Consider the following 19,988-nt stretch of genomic DNA (forward strand, 5'->3'; position numbering starts at 1 on the left):
TACGAGGTTATACGCCCTGACTGACAGAGCTCATATTGAAATCCGGGACCCGCAGCGCGGGCATGGCCGCCCTGGTGAACCAGTCGCTCCACTCCCTGGGCAGCGTCTTCTCGGTCCGCCCGGCCTCCGTGGCCCGGCCCAGCACCCCGACCGGCGACTCGTTGAACCGGAAGTTGTTCACCTCGCCCGTCACCTCGCCGTTCTCCACGAGGTAGACGCCGTCCCGGGTCAGGCCCGTCAGCAGCAGCGTCGCCGGGTCGACCTCGCGGATGTACCACAGGCAGGTCAGCAGCAGCCCGCGCCCGGTGTTCGCGACCATCTCGTCCAGGGACCGGTCCTCGCCCCCGTCCAAGACGATGTTGTCGATGCCCGGCGCCACCGGCAGGCCGGTCAGGCCTGCGCTGTGCCGGCTGGTCGTCAGGTGCCGCAGCTCGCCCTCGCGCATCCATTCGGTGGGCGCCAGCGGCAGCCCGTTGTCGAACACCGACTGATCGCCCCCGGAGGAGTGCGCGATCACGAAGGGCGCCGACTCCAGGCCGGGCTCGTTCGGGTCGCTGCGAAGGGTCAGCGGCAGGTCGGTGAGCCTCTCGCCGACCCGCGTGCCCCCGCCCGGCTTGGAGAACACCGTGCGGCCCTCGACCGCGTCCCGGCCCGACGCCGACCACATCTGGTAGATCAGCAGGTCCGCCACGGCCGTCGGCGGCAGCAGCGTCTCGTAGCGCCCGGCGGGCAGCTCCACGCGCCGCTCGGCCCACCCGAGGCGCACCGCCAGCTCCGCGTCCAGGGCCGCAGGGTCGACGTCCTTGAAGTCCCGCGTGGAGCGACCGGCCCACGCGGACCGGGTCCGGTCCGGCGACTTGGCGTTCAGCTCCAGCGTCCCGTTCGGCTGGTCGTGCCGCAGCCGCAGCCCCGTGGACGTGCCGACGTACGAGGACACCAGCTCGTGATTGGCGAAGCCGTACAGCTCGCGGCCGCACGCACGCGCGCGTGCGAAGGCCTCGCCGAGCGCCGGAGCGAAGTCGGCGAACACGGCCGAGGAGGTCTCGACGGGCGCCTCCGTGAACTCCGGCGACTGCGCCACGTCCGCGACCAGCGGCTGGGCGTCCTCGGCGGGCCCGGCTCCGCGCGCGGCGGCCTCGGCGGCCCGCACCAGGGGCTCCAGCTCGTCGGGGGTGACGGCGGACCGTGACACGACCCCGGAAGCGGTGCCCTCCTTGCCGTCGACGGTGGCGACGACGGTGAGCGTGCGCCCGCGCGTGACGCCGTTCGTGGTGAGCGCGTTGCCCGCCCAGCGCAGGTTGGCGGTGGACTGCTCGTCGGCGATGACGACACAGCCGTCCGCCCGGGACAGTTCGAGGGCGCGCTCGACGACCTCGTGCGGCTTGCTGGAACGCGCGCTCATCGACCGGCCTCCTGGGTCGTGTTGAGACTGTGCTTACCCGGGGGGTAACCCCCGGACCCCCAGCCGATGCTGCAGCTGATGTTCATCGACCGGCCTCCTGGGTCGTGTTGAGGATGTTGACGCCCTTGAAGAGGGCCGAGGGGCAGCCGTGGGAGACGGCCGCGACCTGACCCGGCTGGGCCTTGCCGCAGTTGAAGGCACCGCCGAGCACATAGGTCTGCGGCCCGCCCACCGCGGACATCGACCCCCAGAAGTCGGTGGTCGTCGCCTGGTAGGCGACATCGCGCAGCTGCCCGGCGAGCCGCCCGTTCTCGATGCGGTAGAAGCGCTGCCCGGTGAACTGGAAGTTGTAGCGCTGCATGTCGATCGACCAGGACCGGTCACCGACGACGTAGATGCCGCGCTCCACGCCCCCGATCAGATCCTCGGTCGACATCCCCGCCGGGTCCGGCCGCAGCGACACGTTGGCCATGCGCTGCACCGGCACGTGCCCGGGGGAGTCGGCGTAGGCGCAGCCGTTGGACCGTTCGAAGCCGGTCAGCTTCGCGATCCGCCGGTCCAGCTGGTAACCGACGAGCGTGCCGTCCTTGACCAGGTCCCAGGACTGGCCCGCGACGCCCTCGTCGTCGTAGCCGATGGTGGCCAGGCCGTGCTCGGCGGTGCGGTCGCCGGTGACGTTCATCAGCTCGGAGCCGTAGCGCAGCTTGCCCAGCTGGTCGAACGTGGCGAAGGAGGTGCCGGCGTAGGCGGCCTCGTAGCCGAGCGCCCGGTCGAGCTCGGTGGCGTGCCCGATGGACTCGTGGATGGTCAGCCACAGGTTGGACGGGTCGACGACCAGGTCGTACAGGCCAGGGCGCACGCTCGGCGCGCGCATCTTCTCGGCGAGCAGCTCCGGGATCCGCTCCAGCTCGCCCTCCCAGTCCCAGCCGGTGCCCCTCAGGTACTCCCAGCCGCGTCCCACCGGCGGCGCGAGGGTGCGCATGGAGTCGAACTCGCCGCTCGACTCGTCCACCGACACCGCGTTGAACACCGGGTGCAGCCGCACCCGCTGCTGCGTGGTCACGGTCCCGGCGGTGTCGGCGTAGAACTTGTTCTCGTGGACCGTCAGCAGCGAGGAGTCCACATGGTCGACCCCGTCGGCCGCCAGCAGCCGCGCGCTCCACTCCGCGATCAGCCCGGCCTTCTCCTCGTCGGGCACGGAGAAGGGGTCGATCTCGTACGACGAGATCCACGTCTTGTCCGAGTGCACCGGCTCGGCGGCCAGCTCGACCCGCTCGTCCGACCCCGCCGCCTTGATCACCTGGGCGGACAGCTTCGCCATCGCCACCGCCTGCCCGGCGACTCTGGCCGCGGCGTCCAGGGTGAGGTCGACGCCGGACGCGAAGCCCCACGTACCGCCGTGCACCACCCGCACCGCGTACCCGAGGTCGGTGGTGTCCGACGACCCGGCGGGTTTGGCGTCCCGGAACCGCCAGGAGGCGCCCCGCACCCGCTCGAACCGGAAGTCCGCGTGCTCGGCGCCGAGCGCACGCGCGCGTGCGAGGGCCGCGTCGGCGAGGGGGCGTAGGGGGAGGGCCGTGAAGGCCTCGTCGATGGTATGAGGCACCGCCGTCTCTTTCTGTCGAGGTGACCGTGGTCGCCGTGCGTCGTGACTGCTCCGATCATGTCGCCCATCCCCCGAGCGGGCCACGAGTTTCCCGGGCCGGATTCGCGGCTTTCTGTAGGGACCCGACAGGTAGTCCCCTACGCCACTGTCGGTGCCCGATTGTCCGCGGGCCTGCCGGGACCGATAGGTTTTCGGGGAAGCCGCCTGTCATCACCGCCTGTCGTCCAGGCGCCCGGGCGGGGTATTCAGACCGCTATCGAAAGGGTGATCCGTTGAGCCGCTCGGTTCTCGTCACCGGAGGCAACCGGGGCATCGGCCTCGCCATCGCCCGCGCTTTCGCCGATGCCGGCGACAAGGTCGCCATCACGTACCGCTCGGGTGAGCCGCCGGCGGCCCTGACCGAATTGGGCTGCCTGGCCGTCAAATGCGACATCACCGACGCCGAGCAGGTGGAGCAGGCCTACAAGGAGATCGAGGAGGCCCACGGCCCCGTCGAGGTCCTCATCGCCAACGCCGGCATCACCAAGGACCAGCTCCTGATGCGCATGTCCGAGGAGGACTTCACCTCGGTCATCGACACCAACCTCACCGGCACCTTCCGCGTCGTCAAGCGCGCCAACCGCGGCATGCTGCGCGCCAAGAAGGGCCGCGTGGTCCTCATCTCGTCGGTCGTCGGCCTGTACGGCGGCCCCGGCCAGTCGAACTACGCCGCCTCCAAGGCCGCCCTGGTCGGCTTCGCGCGCTCCCTCGCCCGTGAGCTGGGCTCGCGCAACCTCACCTTCAACGTCGTCGCACCCGGCTTCGTCGACACGGACATGACCAAGGCGCTCACCGACGAGCAGCGCGAGAACATCGTGAAGCAGGTCCCGCTCGGCCGGTACGCCCAGCCCGAGGAGGTCGCCGCGACGGTGCGGTTCCTCGCCTCGGACGACGCCTCGTACATCACTGGAGCCGTCATCCCCGTAGACGGCGGACTGGGAATGGGTCACTGATCACCATGAGCGGAATTCTCGAGGGCAAGCGCGTCCTGATCACCGGTGTGCTGACGGAGGCGTCCATCGCCTTCCACACCGCGAAGCTGGCCCAGGAGCAGGGCGCCGAGGTCATCCTGACCGCGTTCCCGCGGCCTACGCTGACCGAGCGCATCGCCAAGAAGCTCCCCAAGCCCACCAAGGTCATCGAGCTGGACGTCACGAACGACGAGCACCTCGGGCGGCTCGCCGACCTCGTCGGCGAGGAGCTCGGCGGCCTCGACGGTGTCGTGCACTCCATCGGCTTCGCCCCGCAGGACGCCCTCGGCGGCAACTTCCTCAACACGCCGTTCGAGTCGGTCGCCACGGCCATGCACGTCTCGGCGTACTCCCTGAAGTCGCTCACCATGGCCTGCCTGCCGCTCATGCAGAACGGCGGCTCGGTCGTCGGTCTGACGTTCGACGCGCAGTTCGCCTGGCCGCAGTACGACTGGATGGGCCCGGCCAAGGCGGCCCTGGAGGCCACCAGCCGCTACATGGCCCGCGACCTGGGCAAGCAGAACATCCGCTGCAACCTCGTCTCGGCGGGTCCGCTCGGTTCCATGGCCGCCAAGTCCATCCCGGGCTTCAGCGAGCTGGCCTCCGTGTGGGACGACCGCTCCCCGCTGGAGTGGGACCTGAAGGACCCCGAGCCGGCCGGCCGCGGCGTCGTCGCCCTGCTGAGCGACTGGTTCCCGAAGACGACCGGCGAGATCGTCCACGTGGACGGCGGTCTGCACGCCATCGGCGCCTGATCTCCCGCACGTCCCGACGCCCCGTTCCCCGCAGCGCGCGGGGAGCGGGGCGTCACCCGTTCGGCTCAGCCGGCCGGGCGGGACGGGCCCGCGACCGGGCACTCTTGAGTACGCGTTCACCACGCGAGCCCCTCCCCAGCACGGCCGAGGAGGTCTCCTTGTGCGCTTGTCCCGCCGAACGGCCTCAGTGTCCCTCGCCGTCGCGCTCGTGCTGACCCTGGCGTACGAGGCGGTGCCCCACGCGCGCGTGCCGGCCGGCGAGCGCGAGTCCGAGGACCCCTTCGGCGCCGCGTGCCGGATCCGCGTGACCGGCTCCAAGGTGATCGCGTACTGCCACAACCCCTACCCGGAGACCGACCGTGTGAGCCTGCACGTGGAGTGCGCGCGCTGGTGGGACATCGACACCGACAGCTCACCGATCGAGGCAGGTCCCGCGCAGACCGTGCGGCTGACGGGACGGTGCTGGAAAGAGGTCGGCGACGCGTGGGTCAGCCACCGGCGGGGGAGCTGATCCCGCCCAGGCGGCACAGGAACGGGTAGCGGGCGGCCTCCGCGGCGGCCGTGTCCGCCTCGCCCGCGCGGATCGCCTCCAGCAGCCGCCCGTGGTCCATGTAGGTCTCCGGCGTCAGCTTCTCGCCGACGTCATCGCGCAGCCAGTCCCGCAGCACCTCGCCCAGGTCCGCGTACATGGCCGTCATGACGTCGTTGTGGGAGGCCGACACGACGGCCAGGTGGAAGGTCGCGTCCGCGGTCACGAACGCCTCCTTGTCGCCCGACTCCCATGCCTCCTCGCGCCGCAGCAGCAGTGCGTCGAGCTGCCTGAGGTCCTTCTCCGTACGCCGCTCGGCGGCCAGCCGGGCGGCGGCCGACTCCAGCGTGGAGCGCAGCTCGGCGATGTGCCGGGGGTCGGCCTCGGCGAACCGCCGCTGCATCACGCCCGCCAGCTCGCTCGTCGCCACGACGTACGTGCCGGAACCCTGGCGGATGTCCAGCAGACCGTTGTGCGACAGGGCGCGGACGGCCTCACGGACCGTGTTGCGGGCGACACCGAGCTGCTCGACCAGTTCCGGCTCGGTCGGGATCCGGGAGCCGACCGGCCACTCGCCCGAGGTGATCTGGGCCCGCAGCGCGGCGATGACCTGCTCGGACAGAGCCGAGCGACGGGGATGGCTCAGGGGCATGGCACACCTTCGCACGGCCGGGGCGCCCGGGGGCAGCCGGGGAGTGGACAGTCAATCATCCTATGATTCTATGATGGGTCTCATGCCTCGTGAGGAAACCCGGACGACGACACCCCCGACCGTACGCAGCTCGGCCGCGCACGAGCCCGGGACCCCGGGCGGCGCCTCCCCGCGCGCGTGGACGATGCGACTGCTCGTCCTCGGCATCGTGCTGTCCGCGCTGAACCTCCGCCCCGCCATCACCAGCCTCGGCGCCCTCCTGGAGGAGGTCCGCGACGGGCTCGGCATGAGCGGCAGCGTGGCCGGGCTGCTCACCTCGGTGCCGCCGCTGTGCTTCGCCGTCTTCGGCGTCATGGCCCCGCGGCTCGCCCGTCGCTTCGGGCCCGGCGCGGTGGTGTGCGCCGGCATGGCCGCCATCGCCACCGGCCTGCTGATACGCCCGTTCGCGGGCGGCACGCCCGGCTTCCTGGCCGGGAGCGCCCTGGCCCTCATGGGCATCGCGGTCAGCAACGTCCTGATGCCGGTCATCGTCAAGCGCTTCTTCCCCGACCGCGTGGGTTCCATGACCGGCCTGTACTCGATGGCCCTCGCCCTCGGCACGGCCCTCGCGGCCGCGGTCACGGTGCCCCTGACCGACGCCCTCGGCGGCAGCTGGCAGACCGGCCTGGCCCTGTGGGCGGGGCTCGCCGTGGCGGCCGTCCTGCCGTGGCTGCCCTTCGTCCGGACACACGTCACGCCGCCCGGGACGGGGGAGAAGGCCGCGGAGACGGCGACGCCGGCACAGGGCCCGGCTCCGGCCCCGACGGAGCACGCGCGCGTGGAGGCGCCTCGGCTGCGCATGGCACGGAGCCGGACCGCCTGGGCCCTGGCCGTCTTCTTCGGGCTCCAGGCCACCGCCGCCTACATCACCATGGGCTGGATGGCGCAGATCTTCCGGGACGCCGGTGTGTCCGCCGGCACCGCGGGACTGCTGCTGGCGGTCACCATGGTGATGGGCGTGCCCCTCGCCTTCGTCATACCCCGCCTGGCCACCCGGCTGCCCCACCAGGGCCCGATCGTGCTCGCCCTGGGCCTGTGCGGCCTCGCCGGCTATGCCGGGCTGTACCTCGCACCCGCAGGCGGCGCCTGGGCCTGGGCCGTCCTGCTCGGCGTCGCCAACTGCGCCTTCCCGCTCGCCCTGACCATGGTCGGCATGCGGGCCAGGACCGGCCCGGGCGTGGTCCAGCTGTCGGCGTTCGCGCAGAGCACCGGCTACCTGATCTCCATCCCCGGACCGCTCCTGGTGGGCGTCCTCTACCAGCACAGCGGCGGCTGGGGCCTGCCGATCGCGCTGATGAGCGCCCTGATGGTCCCGCAGATGGCCGTCGGTTTCCTGGCCGGCCGCGACCGCACGGTGGAGGACGAGGCGGCCCGCTGAGCCACGCCCCGGTGGTGGAGAGTCCCCCCGGGGCATCCGGCACGCGCGGGGGGTGGGACACTTTCCCCATGCCAGTGCTCGACCCGAATCCCCAGCACGGTCAGAAGAAGATGCTGCTCGTGTTCGGCGCCTTCTTCGCGATCTTCATCGTCATCGCCGTCATTGCGACCATCGCCTCGCCATGACCGGCGCCCGCGCGGCCCGTGGTGGGGGTAACCCCCCTGTCCCCTAGGGGGTGAGGGTCAGGGTCAAGTGGGTGGATCACCGGATGGGTTGGCAGCCGCCGATTCCGTAGCTTCGAGTGTGTGACCGCGAGACGGTCACCGACCACTCGAAGAGCGGAGGCACCCATGTCGGCCCCTACGCACACCCGGCCCCACCCGGCGACCCGGGCCGGTGCCGCCGGCCGGCTGCCCTGGTGGGCTCTCGCCCTGCCCGTGCTCGCCTTCACCGCACTGCTCGCCCTGATCCTGAACCCGTCCGAGGCGCACGCGGCCACCGGTGAGCCGGTGATCACCCACCTCTTCGAGCGTATCCAGCAGCTGACAGCCCGCTGATCACGGCCGAAGCCGGTGGTCAACTCCCTGCGCCAGGTGGCGTGTTTCATGCGAAGCTGGATCTCATGAGCGTCGCAGAATCCCGCAGGATTGTCCTCTTCCGCCATGCGAAAGCCGACTGGCCACAGGTCACCGATCACGAGCGTCCCCTCGCCGACCGGGGCCGAATGGACGCGGCGGAGGCCGGGCGCAGGCTGACCGACACCGGTATCGCCTTCGACCTGGCGCTGTGCTCCACCGCGGTCCGGACCCGGGAGACCTGGAAGCTCGCCGTCCAGGAGTTCCCGCAGCGGCCGAAAACCGTCTACGAGGAGCGGATCTACGAGGCCTCGCCCGGCGAGCTGATCGCCCTGCTCAACGAGACCCCCGACGACGCGCAGAACGTCCTCATGATCGGGCACAACCCCGGGATCCAGGGCCTCGCCGACATCCTGGCGGGCTCGGGCGAGGACGACGCCAGGGAGCGCATGACCCGCCGCGGGTTCCCGGCCGCCGCCTTCGCCGTGCTGTCGTTCGGCGGCCCGTGGAAGAGCCTGGAGCCGGGCGTGGCCACGCTGCGGGACTACTGGGCGCCGGCCGAGTGACGACCTCCGTGTGACCGTGTGACCGCGTGACAGAGAGGCCCGGCGCCGGTGCGGCGCCGGGCCCCTCCTGTCGGATCGACGGTGTCGAGCGGGCGGATCAGACGATGTCGAGGGTGTCCGCCGCCTCGACCTCCTCACGCGTGACGCCCAGCAGGTACAGGACCGTGTCCAGGAAGGGGAAGTTCACCGCGGCGTGCGCGGCCTCGCGCACCACCGGCTTGGCGTTGAAGGCGACACCGAGACCCGCCGCGTTCAGCATGTCCAGATCGTTGGCGCCGTCACCGATCGCCACCGTCTGCGACAGCGGCACGCCCGCCTCCGCCGCGAACCGGCGCAGCAGCCGGGCCTTGCCCGCGCGGTCGACGATCTCGCCGGTGACCTTGCCCGTCAGCCTGCCGTCGACGATCTCCAGGGTGTTGGCGTGGGCGAAGTCCAGCCCGAGCCGCTCCTTCAGATCGTCCGTGACCTGGGTGAATCCGCCCGAGACGACGCCGACTTGATAGCCGAGCCGCTTGAGCGTGCGGATCAGGGTGCGGGCGCCCGGCGTCAGCCGCACCTCGCTGCGCACCTTGTCCACGACCGAGGCGTCCAGCCCCTCCAGCAGCGCCACGCGCGCGTGCAGGGACTGCTCGAAGTCCAGCTCCCCGCGCATCGCGGCCGCCGTCACCTCGGCCACCTTGTCCTCGCAGCCGGCGTGGGCGGCGAACAGCTCGATGACCTCGTCCTGGATCAGCGTCGAGTCGACGTCCATGACGACCAGACGCTGCGCGCGCCGGTACAGACCGGCGGCGACGACCGCCACGTCGATACCGAGCCTCGCCGCGTCCGTCACCAGGGCGGTGCGCAGCGGTTCGGTCTCCACACCGGAAACGGCGAACTCGACGGCGGTCACGGGGTACTTGGCGAGCCGGAAGATACGGTCGATGTTGCCGCCGGTCTTCGTGATCCGCGCGGCGATCGCGGCCGTCGCCTCGGCGGTGAGCGGGTGCCCGAGGACGGTGACCAGGGAGCGGCCCAGGCCGCGCGGCCGGTTGTCGCCGAGGCCGGAGATGATCTCCGCCTGCATCTTCATCGACTCGGCCCAGCTGTGGACGGTCGCCCGCAGATCTCCCTCGATGCCCGGGGGCGGCTCGGTCACGAGCGCGCACAGCACCATCCGGCCACGGGTGACGACCTGCTCGATGTCGACGACGTCGACGGAGTAGGCGGCGAGGGTGTCGAAGAGGCCGGCGGTGATGCCAGGCCTGTCCTTGCCGAAGATCTTCACAAGGAGGGTGGGGACGTCGGCAGGGACGTCGGAAGACGAGGTCTGTGAAGCGCTCATGGTGGTTCCACCGTATCCGGCGTGCGGCACCCACCGCCCCCGAGGTCCGTCTGGCGGACAGCGAACACCGCATGTCGCGTGGATGACGTGACTCCTGCGTACAGGTGCGGTGTCCGGCGCCTTCACCGGTCAGCTTCCGCCCCGCGGCTTCCGCGGAGGTGGTGGGGGCGGCGGGACGTCGTCCGGCCGCGGGGGCGGACCGTTCCCGTTCCGCGGCCCGGGCGACTGCCGCGGGCCACGCGGGGGCGGCCCGACCGGCCGTACGACGGTGGGGGCGCTGTAGACGTCGCCCGGGGCGGGGGGCTCGTCGTCCCGGGCGACGTCGTACTCGGGCCCGGGCGCAGCGCCGGAGGACCGCTCCGCCTCGGAGGGCCGCTCCGCCCCCGGAGGCCGTGCGTCCTCCGGCTCGCGCAGCTCGTCCGGCACCCGGAGGTAAGGGTTGGTGCCCGGATCGGGCGGCCGGTACGGCGTACCGGGTGCGTACGGCCCGGCCTCCTCGCCCTGCTGCACCCACGCGCCTCGCTCCCCACGCTGCCCGCTCCCGGCGTCGTGTCCGGGCCGCACCGCGTCGTCGGCCCCGGCGTGCCCGGCCCCATCGCCTCGGCCGGCTGTCCCGGGGACACCCCAGGCCTGCGCCTGCCTGGCTCCATCGTCTTGGCCGGCTGTCCCGGGGACACCCCAGGCCTCCGCCTGCCCGGCCGCGGCCCCGTGCCCGGCCTCCCTGGCCGAGGTCCCGCGCCCGGCCTCCTCGGCCCAGGTCCCGACCCCGGCCTGACCGGCCGCGGCCCCGTGCCCGGCCTCCCTGGCCCAGGTCCCGCGCCCGGCCTCCTCGGCCCAGGTCCCGACCCCGGCCTCCCCGGCCCCCACCCCATGACCACCCCGCCGAGCCCCCGTTCCGGCCCCCGCCTCCCCGGCCCCGGCCCCCGGCCCGGCCCACTCGGTGCCCAGCAACCCCGCCGCCCCGCCGGCCCCGGCCACCCCGTCCCCCCGAGCCAACGCCGTGGCGCGGCGGCCCGCTGCCCCGCACCCCCACGCGAGCAACGCCCCGGCCGCCCCCGCCCCCGCGCCCCACACCCCGCCCAGCAGCAGGGCCATGGCGAGGTGGCCGTGCAGTTCGATGCCCGCGCCGAAGGCGTCGAAGCCGAGCACGGACAGGGACGCGGACACGGAGACGTCCGTGAGCCAGGCCAGCAGCGGCAGGGCGAGCGCAATCGCGACACCCAGCCAGAGCGCACACCGCCCCGCGAAACGAAGCGCACCGTCCGCCGCCCCGACCGGTGTCCGCACCCCTGCCAGCACCCCGGCCAGCAGCATCGTCAACGCGGCCGCCACCCCCAGCAGCCACACCCGCCCGTCCAGCTCGGCCAGCCGGCCCAGCGTCACCGGCCGGTCGGACCCGGCGCCGAGCAGGTCGTCCAGCGGATCCGGCAGGAACCGGGTCAGTTCGCCCGTCGCCCGCCCGTCCCACGGCACGAACAGACCGAGCGGCACACCCAGCCACACCCCGTTCGGCGCCCCGAGCAGCGCCGCACCGGCGATGCGCCGGGGATGGTCGTCGCCGACCGCCGCGTACGCCGCCGCCGCGCATCCCGCCGCCACCGCCACCAGCAGCACGGTCACCATCGCGGACACGGCCGGCCGCACGACCCGGTGCACGGCCTCCCAGCCCCGCGGCAACGGCGTACGGCGCGAGGCCAGCAGGGCGACGAGGAGGATCCCGGCCGACCAGCCGAACCCGCCGAGCAGCGTCGGGCCGGTGTCGACCGTGAACCCGACCGCGGCCTGCGCGTCGACCAGGTCGCCGAGCCGGTCCGGCAGCAGCCCCCCGATGTCCCCGAGCCCCGGGATCTCCACGTTCCCGCTCCCGCCGGTGACGTCGTCCAGCCCCAGCGACCCCCCGTCGATCGTGACGACGTCGTGCCCCGCCCACGCCAGCCCGCCCAGCATCGCCACGAACAGCACCACCACCGACCCCGCCCGCGCGAGCAGTTCGGACGGTGCGATCACAACTCCCGCCCCCCGCAGGGACCGCAGGAAGAACCACGACAGCAGCACCGCCCCGACCAGGCTCACCCCCAGTGGCGTGATCTCGATGGCCGTGTCCGCCTCGGCGCCCGACAGGCCGAACACCGACACATCACCGGACGGCGTGACCGAACCACCCGCCCCGAGGGCCACCACCGCCGCGGTCATCGGTCCCAACGACCCCGCGGTGTCCGCCTGAAGCAGCCGCAGCCCCAGCGCCGCCGTCCCCGCCATCCCGATCAACGCCCAGCTCACGGCGGCCACGGCGGACATCAGCACGTCCCCCCACGGCACGCGCGCGTGACCCTTCGCCGTCCCGACCCCTGCGGCAGCACTCATGGCAGACCCCCCGATCCGCTGCACGACGGGAGGACCCGCAAGTCCCCCTCGCGTCGAAATACCACTCTCCGGCCCGGTTTCAACCCCGTCAACGGAATCGGCCGATGCGTCCGAACGCGGTCTTCGCAAGGCCCGACTTTCGGTCAGGGGGCCGCTACTGAAATAGTTCCCCCCGATGTTCGACATCCCTAGACTCCCCATGTCGGGGGTAACTCGGGGGACAACTCAGTGGGGCATGGAGTGCCGGAACTCGTACTGGAATCAAACGGACGTACCTGGACGCTCGATCCGTCCAGGGCATACACCCTCGGACGTGATCCGCAGGGGGACGTCGTCTTCGACGACGCCAGGGTCTCCTGGCGTCACGCCACGGTCAGCTTCAACGGCCGCAGTTGGGTCATCGAGGACCACGGCAGCACCAACGGCACATTCGTGCAGGGCCAGCGCATCCATCAGATGGAGCTCGGCGCCGGCTCGGCCGTCAACCTGGGCAACGCGACCGACGGCCCGCGCCTGAACCTGTCCGGCGCCGCGGCCTCCGTCGCCACGCCGCAGGCCCAGCCCCAGCAGCAGCCGTACGCGGCGCAGGGTGCGAACCCCGGCTGGGCTCAGCAGGCTCCGGCCCAGCAGCCGCCGCAGCAGCAGGCCCCCCAGGCCGGCTGGCAGCAGCCACAGAAGGCGGCGGCGCACATTCCGCAGCAGCAGGGTTCCGGCGGTGCCGCGGGGGCGCCGCCGGTCCACGGAGACCGCAGCCCGACCACGTTCCACCAGTTCTCCCTCGGCCGCGTGATGCGCATCGGCCGTGCCCTGGAGAACGAGCTGGTCGTCTCCGACCTGCAGGTCTCCCGGCACCACGCCGAGTTCCACGCGACGCCCGACGGGCGCATGGAGATCCGCGACCTCGGCTCCCACAACGGCACGTACGTCAACGGCCAGCCGATCGTCAAGGGCGGCTCGCAACTGCTCGGCCCGGCCGACGTCGTCGGCGTCGGCCACTCGACGTTCCGCATCGTCGGCGACCGGCTCGAGGAGTTCGTCGACACCGGTGAGGTGTCCTTCTCCGCCCGCCACCTGACCGTCACGGTCGACGGCGGCAAGCAGATCCTCAAGGACGTCTCCTTCGGCGTCCCGGAGAAGTCGCTGATCGCGGTCATCGGCCCGTCCGGCTCCGGCAAGTCGACCCTGCTCAAGGCGCTCACCGGCTACCGCCCCGCCAACCAGGGCGAGGTGCTGTACGACAACCGGAACCTCTACAAGCAGTTCGCCGAGCTGCGCCAGCGCATCGGTCTGGTCCCGCAGGACGACATCCTGCACAAGGAGCTGACCGTCAAGAAGGCCCTCAAGTACGCGGCCAAGCTGCGCTTCCCGGCGGACACCACGGCCGCCGAGCGCGAGGCCCGCATCGACGAGGTGCTGCGCGAGCTCAAGCTCGACATCCACAAGGACAAGAAGGTCACGTCCCTGTCCGGCGGCCAGCGCAAGCGCGTCTCGGTCGCCCTGGAGCTGCTCACCAAGCCGTCGCTGATCTTCCTGGACGAGCCGACCTCCGGCCTCGACCCGGGCATGGACCGCGACGTCATGCAGCTGCTGCGCGGCCTGGCCGACGACGGCCGTACGGTCCTGGTCGTCACCCACTCGGTGGCCGAGCTGGCGATCTGCGACAAGCTGCTGGTGATGGCGCCGGGCGGCTCGGTCGCCTACTTCGGCCCGCCCGACGAGGCGCTGAACTTCTTCGGCTACGACACCTGGGCCGATGTCTTCTCCGCCTTCGAGAACTACCGCGACTACGACTGGGCGGGCCGCTGGAAGGGCTCGCAGCACTACCAGATGTACGCCGCGGACATCGACGCCGTTGCGCCGCAGTCCGTACAGGTTCCGCCGATGCAGGCGATGAAGCCGCCGAAGCCTCAGGGCTGGATGTCCCAGTTCGTGACGCTTGTCCGGCGCTACGTCTCGGTGATCGCGTCCGACAAGGGCTTCCTCGCCCTGATGGTGATCCTGCCGGCCGTGCTCGGCGCGGTCAGTCTGCTCATCGACGCCGACCGGGGCCTGCTGCCGAACCCGGCCAACCCGCAGACCGGCCGGATCATCCCGAACGGCACGGCGACCACGGTCCTGCTGATCCTCGCGGTCGGCGCCTGCTTCGCCGGCGCGGCGAACTCGGTCCGAGAGCTGATCAAGGAACGGGTCATCTACGAGCGGGAGCGCGCGACCGGCCTCTCGCGCTCGGCGTACCTGATGTCCAAGGTGTTCGTGCTCGGCATGATCACCGTGCTCCAGGGCCTGCTGGTCGGCGTCATCGGCTTCTCCAGCCGGGAGATCCCCGAGGAGGGTCTGGTCCTCGGCAGCGCGACCCTCGTCGAGCTCTCCATCCCGATCATGGCGCTGGGCTTCACGTCGATGATGTTCGGCCTGATCATCTCCTCGCTGGTGAAGACCGCCGAGAAGACCATGCCGCTGCTGGTGATGTTCGCGATCATCCAGGTCGTCTTCACCGGCTGCCTGTTCGCGCTGCACGGCTCGATCGGCGTCAACCAGTTCTCGTTCCTGATGCCGTCGCGCTGGGCGGTCGCCGCCGCCGGTGCCACGCTGGACTTCAACAAGATCAGCCCGCCCGAGACGGCCGGCGACAACGACCCGCTGTGGGAGCACACGGTCGGCGCCTGGGCCATGGACATGGGCGCGCTCCTCGTCCTCGGCGTGATCTGCGGCTTCTTCGTGGCCCGCTTCCTGCGCCGCCACGAACCCGAGGTCATGCGCAAGTAGCAGGCGCGCTACGGCACGACGCCCGAAGGGCGGCACCCCGTCAGGAGGGTGCCGCCCTTCGGCGTTCCGTACAGCGAGCGAGGTCCGCGCCGGCCTCAGTACGCGCTGTCGACGTTGTCCATCGAGCCGTACTTGTCGGCCGCGTAGTTGCAGGCGGCGGTGATGTTGGCTACCGGGTCGTAGATGTCCCAGGAGGTGCCGGGGACGTGCCAGTGCTTGAAGGTCGGCGGGATGACCTGCAGCAGGCCCTTCGACGGGATGCCGTTGATGGCGTTGATGTCCCAGTTGTTGATCGCCTTCGGGTTACCCGAGGACTCCCGGATGATGTTGCGCTTGATGCCGTCGTAGGAGCCCGGGATCCCGTGCTTCTTCATGACGTCGAGCGACTCGCGGATCCAGCCGTCGAGGTTGTTCGGGTAGGTCTTCTTGGCGGCCTTCTTGGCCTCGGCGCGCTTGGCGGCGCGGCTCGCGGCCTCCTTCGCCTCGCGCGCGGCCTCCGCCTTCTTCTTAGCGGCCTCGGCGGCGGCCTTCTTCTTGGCGGCGGCCGCGGCGTCGGCCTTCTTCTTCGCCGCGATCTGCTCGGCCTTCAGGCTGGCGCCGGCCATCTGGTCCGTGACGCTCGCCTTGACGTCCTTGATCTGCTGAGTGCTGTACGCCACCGCAGCCGGCTGAGCGGCCTCGGTCGTGGTCTTGGTCGAGGCACCGCTCGGCACCGCGGAGAAGCCGATGGCGGCGGCGCCGAGGGTGGCGACACCCGCCATGGCGATCTTGTGGTGACGGGTCAGGCTACGACTCTGAACACGGCTGAAGATGTTCTTGGGCATGCTGCGTGGACCTCTTCGAATAGCGCGGGAGTCGCTCGGCGTCCGGCGTTGGACTCGGTGTGTTTCCGACACGAACGCCGCGGAGGTGAACCCACGGCGCTGAGCGACGTCAGCAATTCTTAGCGGCCGCAAAATGGCGTGGCAAAGGTGTGACGTACGAAAGGAGATAGTGGATCAGGGAGGGGCAAATCGGGGCAGATTGGACCGTATGTGCCGCTCAAAAGGTGCGGCTTTGTCTCCTATGCACTTTCGTACGTGACGTGGGTCCTATGCGAGGGCTCACATCGCCCCTAGATCAGTCTCACGACGCGTTGCACAAGCGATGCTCTGTGTGAGGCCCTTTCAGGGCAGCACGAGGTGCACGTCCCCGAACTCGTGCCACAGATAGCGCCCTTGCAGCGCGGCCTCGTATCCCCGCTCGATCGCCACCCGCCCGGCGACCGCCTCCAGCATCAGCAGATGCGATGCCTCCGGCTCGTGCAGCCCGGTCAGCAGCCCGTCCACCACCCGCACCCCGCGTTCAGGCGTGACGACGAGATCCGTCCATCCCGCACGCGCGCGTACGGCTCCGTCGGTGCCCGCCGCCGACTCCACCGCCCGCACCGCGGTCGTCCCCACCGCCAGGACCCGGCCCCCACCGGCCTTCGCGGCGTTGATCAGCCGCGCGGACGCCTCGGGCACCGCGAATCGCTCCGGGTAGGGCGGCTCGTGCGCCTCCGCCGACGCCACCCCCGTGTGCAGGGTGACGGGCGCGAACTGCACCCCCCGGCTCACCAGCTCCGCCACCAGCCGTGCCGTGAAGGGCCGCGCCGCGCTCGGCATCTCCGCACTGCCCGCCCCGTCACCCGACGGCAGCGCGAACACCGTCTGGTAGACGGAAAGCGGCTGGTCGCGCTCCGTGTAGGCGTAGCGAACGGGCCGCCCGTACTCCCGCAGCAGCCCCGGCACCCGGCCCCCGAAGACCCGCGCCCACCACAGCCGCCCGCTCCGCCCGCTCAGCGGCTCCTCCAGAACCAGCCGTACGCCCCCCGGCAGGCACACCTCCCTCCCCGCGGGCCCACCCGCACGCGCGCGCGTGGTGCCCCGCCCGTCGGGCTCCCGCAGTTCCACCGCCCAGCGGCCGTCGTCCCCCCGGGTGGAGAAATGCACCACAACGCGCGCGTGCTCGGTCCACCCGTCCACGGCCGCCGCCAGCGTGGCCGAGGTGTTGACCACGAGCAGATCCCCGGCCCGCAGCAGCCGCGGCAGCTCCGTGAACGCGTGATGCGCCACCTCGGCACCCCGCGACACCAGCATCCGTACGGCGTCCCGCTCCAGCCCCGGGCCCCGTTGCTCGACCGGCACCCGCGCCGACAGCTCCTCCGGCACCCGCACCCGCAGTGTCATCGGGCCCCGTCCAGCAGCGCCGCAGCCCCGTACCGTCCGCTCGCCGGACGCTCGTCCAGCAGCCGCAGGAACGCCGGCACCACGGCCGCCGGCTCGGGCCGCGGCTCCCGGTCCTCCGGTACGGCCGCCGCGTACAGGTCCGTGGCCATGTCCCCGGGATCCACCGCCCAGACCCGCAGCCCCGGCTCCTCCACGGCGAGCACGGCCATCAGCTGGTCCAGGGCCGCCTTGGACGCCCCGTAACCACCCCAGGTCTCGTACGCCTCGGCGGCCGCGTCCGAGCTCACCGCGACGACGGTGCCCGCGCGCGCCGCCCGCAGCAGCGGCAGCGCCTCCCGAACCAGGCCCAGCCCCGCCACCAGGTTCACCTCCAGCGCCCGGCGCAGCCCCTCCAGGGGCAGCTCCGCCAGCCTGACCAGCGGCTCGGCACCGAGTGCGCTCGCGTTGTGCACCAGCAGGTCGACGCCGCCCAGCCGCCAGGCCGCCGCCACCAGCTCCGCCCGGTGAGCGGCGTTGGTGACGTCCCCGGGCAGGGCGGTCACCCGCCTGCCGTGCGCGCGGACGGCCCCGGCGGCGTCCGCCAGCGCCTCGGCGCCCCTGGCGTCGAGCACCAGGTCCCAGCCCCGCCCGGCCAGGGCCTCGGCCAGGGCGCGGCCCAGGCCCTTCGAGGCCCCGGTGATGATCGCAACCGGCATGATCAGCTCCCTCGTCGTGATCGCGTGCCCTCAACCTAGGAACGGGGCCGCCCGGACCGCCTCGGACGCGGGCCGCACTCCACCGGGTCCCTTCGCCCTACGCCACGGGCCCGGCGCCCTCGGACCTAGATCTCGGCGTCCCGGCTCTCGGCCCCGCGACCTAGGCCCACCGACCGGGCGCCCCGCCGCCACCGGTCCGATCCGCGCTGTCACAGCCCGCCGGTACCGTGAGGTCATGAGTCACGGCCCCCGGTCCGGCCTCGCCGCGGTGAGTTCCGCGTTGCTGGCCATGAGCAGGCACCTCGAGGTGCGCGACGTCCTCAAGACGATCGTCGCCTCGGCCCGCGAGCTGCTCGACGCGCAGTACGCCGCACTGGGCGTCCCGGACGACCACGGCGGCTTCGCCCAGTTCGTCGTCGACGGCGTCAGCGAGGAGCAGTGGAAGGCCATCGGCCCCCTCCCGCGCCAGCACGGCATCCTCGCCGCGATGCTGCACGAGGCCAGGTCCGAGCGCCTCGCGGACGTCCGCAAGGACCCCCGCTTCGAGGGCTGGCCGAAGGCCCACCCCGACCTGGTCGACTTCCTGGGCCTGCCGATCCGTGACGGCGACGAGGTCATCGGAGCGCTGTTCCTGGCCAACAAGAACTGTGAGCGGCCCGAAGGCGGCTGCGGCTTCACCGAGGACGACGAAGAGCTGCTCGGCATCCTCGCCCAGCACGCCGCGATCGCCCTCACCAACGCCCGCCTCTACGAACGCAGCCGCGAACTCACCATCGCCGAGGAGCGCTCCCGCCTCGCCCACGAACTGCACGACGCGGTCAGCCAGAAGCTGTTCTCCCTGCGCCTGACCGCCCAGGCCGCGGCCCGCCTGGTGGACCGCGACCCCTCCCGCGCCAAGGGCGAACTCCAGCAGGTGGCCGCCCTGGCCGCCGAGGCCGCCGACGAACTGCGCGCGGCGGTCGTCGAGTTGCGCCCCGCCGCCCTCGACGAGGACGGCCTCGTCGCGACTCTCCGCACACAGATCCAGGTCCTCGACCGGGCCCACAGCGCCCGCGTCACCTTCGCCGGCCACGGAGTGAAGGCCCTGCCCGCCTCCCAGGAGGAAGCCCTCCTACGCGTGGCCCAGGAAGCCCTGCACAACGCCCTTCGCCACTCCGGCGCCGACCACGTCGACGTGACCCTGGACCGCCGCGGCAGCGGAGCCGTCCTGCGGGTCACGGACGACGGCAGCGGCTTCGACCCGAGCGCGGTCCGCCGCGCGGGACGCCACCTCGGCCTGGTCTCGATGCGGGACCGGGCGAGCGGTGCCGGCGGCACGTTGACCGTGGAATCGGCGCCCGGCAAGGGCACCGTGATCGAGATGGAGGTCCCCGGTGGCTGACGCAATCAGGGTGCTGCTCGTCGACGACCACCAGGTCGTCCGCCGGGGCCTGCGCACCTTCCTCGAAGTGCAGGACGACATCGAGGTCGTCGGCGAGGCGGCGGACGGCGCCGAAGGAGTCGACCGGGCCGAGGAGTTGAAGCCCGACGTCATCCTCATGGACGTCAAGATGCCGGGCATGGACGGCGTCGACGCCCTGCGCAGGCTTCGCGAACTGGACAATCCCGCGCGCGTGCTGGTCGTCACCAGCTTCACCGAACAGCGCACGGTGGTCCCGGCCCTGCGCGCGGGCGCCGCGGGGTACGTGTACAAGGACGTCGACCCCGACGCCCTCGCCGGGGCCATCCGCTCGGTCCACGCCGGGCACATCCTCCTCCAGCCGGAGGTCGCCGGGGCGCTGCTGGCGCAGGAGGAGACCAACGCGGGCACCACGAGGGCCGGTTCGCTCACCGAGCGGGAGCGCGAGGTCCTCGGCCTCATAGCGGACGGCCGCTCCAACCGGGAGATCGCCCGCGCGCTGGTCCTCTCCGAGAAGACCGTCAAGACCCACGTCTCCAACATCCTGATGAAACTGGACCTGTCCGACCGAACGCAGGCCGCTCTGTGGGCCGTTCGCCATGGCGTGACCGGCTGACACACTCACCCCACGGCAACACGGAAGGTTGCGTTCCGGACCGAGATTCATACTGTCGTGGGAACGTCCCCCGGATGGCGCAACCTCGATGGATCTCCGCCG

Annotated in this window: 18 protein-coding genes; 10 read left to right on the forward strand and 8 right to left on the reverse strand. The window is 71.9% G+C overall.

Annotation, left to right across the window (positions count from 1 at the left end):
* Window positions 1-7 precede the first annotated feature (7 nt).
* Together ABT116_RS01485 and ABT116_RS01490 are read right to left on the reverse strand one after the other, a co-directional pair.
* On the reverse strand, window positions 8-1,402 hold the full coding sequence (locus ABT116_RS01485; RefSeq protein WP_351626216.1) for a metallopeptidase TldD-related protein: 1,395 nt from the start codon (window positions 1,400-1,402) through the stop codon (window positions 8-10).
* An 82-nt stretch (window positions 1,403-1,484) separates the two neighbouring features.
* Complete coding sequence (locus ABT116_RS01490) at window positions 1,485-3,008, reverse strand: TldD/PmbA family protein (RefSeq protein ID WP_351626218.1); 1,524 nt, start codon at window positions 3,006-3,008, stop codon at window positions 1,485-1,487.
* A 272-nt stretch (window positions 3,009-3,280) separates the two neighbouring features.
* Between ABT116_RS01490 and fabG the strand changes: the two genes are divergently transcribed.
* The 3 genes from fabG to ABT116_RS01505 all read left to right on the forward strand — a co-directional run bounded on the left by fabG (window position 3,281) and on the right by ABT116_RS01505 (window position 5,284).
* Window positions 3,281-4,000: a 3-oxoacyl-[acyl-carrier-protein] reductase gene (gene fabG / locus ABT116_RS01495; protein WP_351626221.1), complete on the forward strand. Its 720-nt coding sequence runs from the start codon at window positions 3,281-3,283 to the stop codon at window positions 3,998-4,000.
* Between the two features lie 5 nt (window positions 4,001-4,005).
* A complete protein-coding gene (fabI, locus tag ABT116_RS01500) occupies window positions 4,006-4,773 on the forward strand; it encodes an enoyl-ACP reductase FabI (protein ID WP_351626224.1) in 768 nt (255 codons plus the stop codon).
* Between the two features lie 160 nt (window positions 4,774-4,933).
* A complete protein-coding gene (locus ABT116_RS01505) occupies window positions 4,934-5,284 on the forward strand; it encodes a hypothetical protein (RefSeq protein WP_351626227.1) in 351 nt (116 codons plus the stop codon).
* Here ABT116_RS01505 and ABT116_RS01510 read toward each other — a convergent pair.
* Entirely contained in the window at window positions 5,262-5,954 is a 693-nt protein-coding gene (locus ABT116_RS01510) for a FadR/GntR family transcriptional regulator (RefSeq protein ID WP_351626229.1), read from the reverse strand. The two genes, ABT116_RS01505 and ABT116_RS01510, sit on opposite strands and share 23 nt — an antisense overlap.
* 70 nt (window positions 5,955-6,024) lie before the next feature.
* Between ABT116_RS01510 and ABT116_RS01515 the strand changes: the two genes are divergently transcribed.
* The 4 genes from ABT116_RS01515 to ABT116_RS01530 all read left to right on the forward strand — a co-directional run bounded on the left by ABT116_RS01515 (window position 6,025) and on the right by ABT116_RS01530 (window position 8,512).
* Window positions 6,025-7,371 (forward strand): CynX/NimT family MFS transporter, encoded by a 1,347-nt coding sequence (locus tag ABT116_RS01515; protein WP_351626232.1) that lies wholly within the window; start codon window positions 6,025-6,027, stop codon window positions 7,369-7,371.
* A gap of 68 nt (window positions 7,372-7,439) precedes the next feature.
* On the forward strand, window positions 7,440-7,556 hold the full coding sequence (locus ABT116_RS01520) for an SGM_5486 family transporter-associated protein (protein ID WP_097215821.1): 117 nt from the start codon (window positions 7,440-7,442) through the stop codon (window positions 7,554-7,556).
* 165 nt (window positions 7,557-7,721) lie between these two features.
* Complete coding sequence (locus ABT116_RS01525) at window positions 7,722-7,928, forward strand: hypothetical protein (protein ID WP_351626235.1); 207 nt, start codon at window positions 7,722-7,724, stop codon at window positions 7,926-7,928.
* A 65-nt stretch (window positions 7,929-7,993) separates the two neighbouring features.
* A complete protein-coding gene (locus tag ABT116_RS01530) occupies window positions 7,994-8,512 on the forward strand; it encodes a SixA phosphatase family protein (RefSeq protein ID WP_351626237.1) in 519 nt (172 codons plus the stop codon).
* Window positions 8,513-8,609: 97 nt separating this feature from the next.
* Here ABT116_RS01530 and serB read toward each other — a convergent pair whose 3' ends face one another.
* Together serB and ABT116_RS01540 are read right to left on the reverse strand one after the other, a co-directional pair.
* Window positions 8,610-9,836, reverse strand: a complete 1,227-nt coding sequence (gene serB, locus ABT116_RS01535; protein ID WP_344459364.1) for a phosphoserine phosphatase SerB — start codon at window positions 9,834-9,836, stop codon at window positions 8,610-8,612.
* A gap of 129 nt (window positions 9,837-9,965) precedes the next feature.
* Complete coding sequence (locus ABT116_RS01540; protein WP_351626239.1) at window positions 9,966-12,200, reverse strand: streptophobe family protein; 2,235 nt, start codon at window positions 12,198-12,200, stop codon at window positions 9,966-9,968.
* A gap of 240 nt (window positions 12,201-12,440) precedes the next feature.
* On the opposite strand from ABT116_RS01540, the gene ABT116_RS01545 reads away from it, so the two are divergent.
* On the forward strand, window positions 12,441-14,966 hold the full coding sequence (locus tag ABT116_RS01545; protein WP_351626241.1) for an ABC transporter ATP-binding protein/permease: 2,526 nt from the start codon (window positions 12,441-12,443) through the stop codon (window positions 14,964-14,966).
* A gap of 95 nt (window positions 14,967-15,061) precedes the next feature.
* On the opposite strand, the gene ABT116_RS01550 is transcribed toward ABT116_RS01545, so the two are convergent.
* From ABT116_RS01550 to ABT116_RS01560, 3 genes are all read right to left on the reverse strand, one after another.
* Entirely contained in the window at window positions 15,062-15,790 is a 729-nt protein-coding gene (locus ABT116_RS01550) for a transglycosylase SLT domain-containing protein (RefSeq protein WP_107458769.1), read from the reverse strand.
* Between the two features lie 342 nt (window positions 15,791-16,132).
* Window positions 16,133-17,176 (reverse strand): S-adenosylmethionine:tRNA ribosyltransferase-isomerase, encoded by a 1,044-nt coding sequence (locus ABT116_RS01555; RefSeq protein ID WP_351626244.1) that lies wholly within the window; start codon window positions 17,174-17,176, stop codon window positions 16,133-16,135.
* The gene (locus ABT116_RS01560) at window positions 17,173-17,871 is read right to left on the reverse strand and encodes an SDR family NAD(P)-dependent oxidoreductase (RefSeq protein WP_351626246.1); all 699 of its coding nucleotides are present in this window, start codon (window positions 17,869-17,871) and stop codon (window positions 17,173-17,175) included. The genes ABT116_RS01555 and ABT116_RS01560 overlap by 4 nt, the downstream gene beginning before the upstream one ends.
* A 235-nt stretch (window positions 17,872-18,106) precedes the next feature.
* Between ABT116_RS01560 and ABT116_RS01565 the strand changes: the two genes are divergently transcribed.
* Window positions 18,107-19,252 carry a GAF domain-containing sensor histidine kinase gene (locus ABT116_RS01565; protein WP_351626249.1) on the forward strand — a complete coding sequence of 382 codons (1,146 nt, stop codon included), beginning with the start codon at window positions 18,107-18,109 and terminating at the stop codon, window positions 19,250-19,252.
* Window positions 19,245-19,886 carry a response regulator gene (locus tag ABT116_RS01570; RefSeq protein ID WP_351626252.1) on the forward strand — a complete coding sequence of 214 codons (642 nt, stop codon included), beginning with the start codon at window positions 19,245-19,247 and terminating at the stop codon, window positions 19,884-19,886. Before ABT116_RS01565 ends, ABT116_RS01570 begins: the two co-directional genes overlap by 8 nt.
* The last annotated feature ends 102 nt before the right edge of the window (window positions 19,887-19,988 follow it).

Origin of the sequence: Streptomyces sp. NPDC002130 (assembly GCF_040296465.1) — a bacterium.
GTDB lineage: Bacteria > Actinomycetota > Actinomycetes > Streptomycetales > Streptomycetaceae > Streptomyces.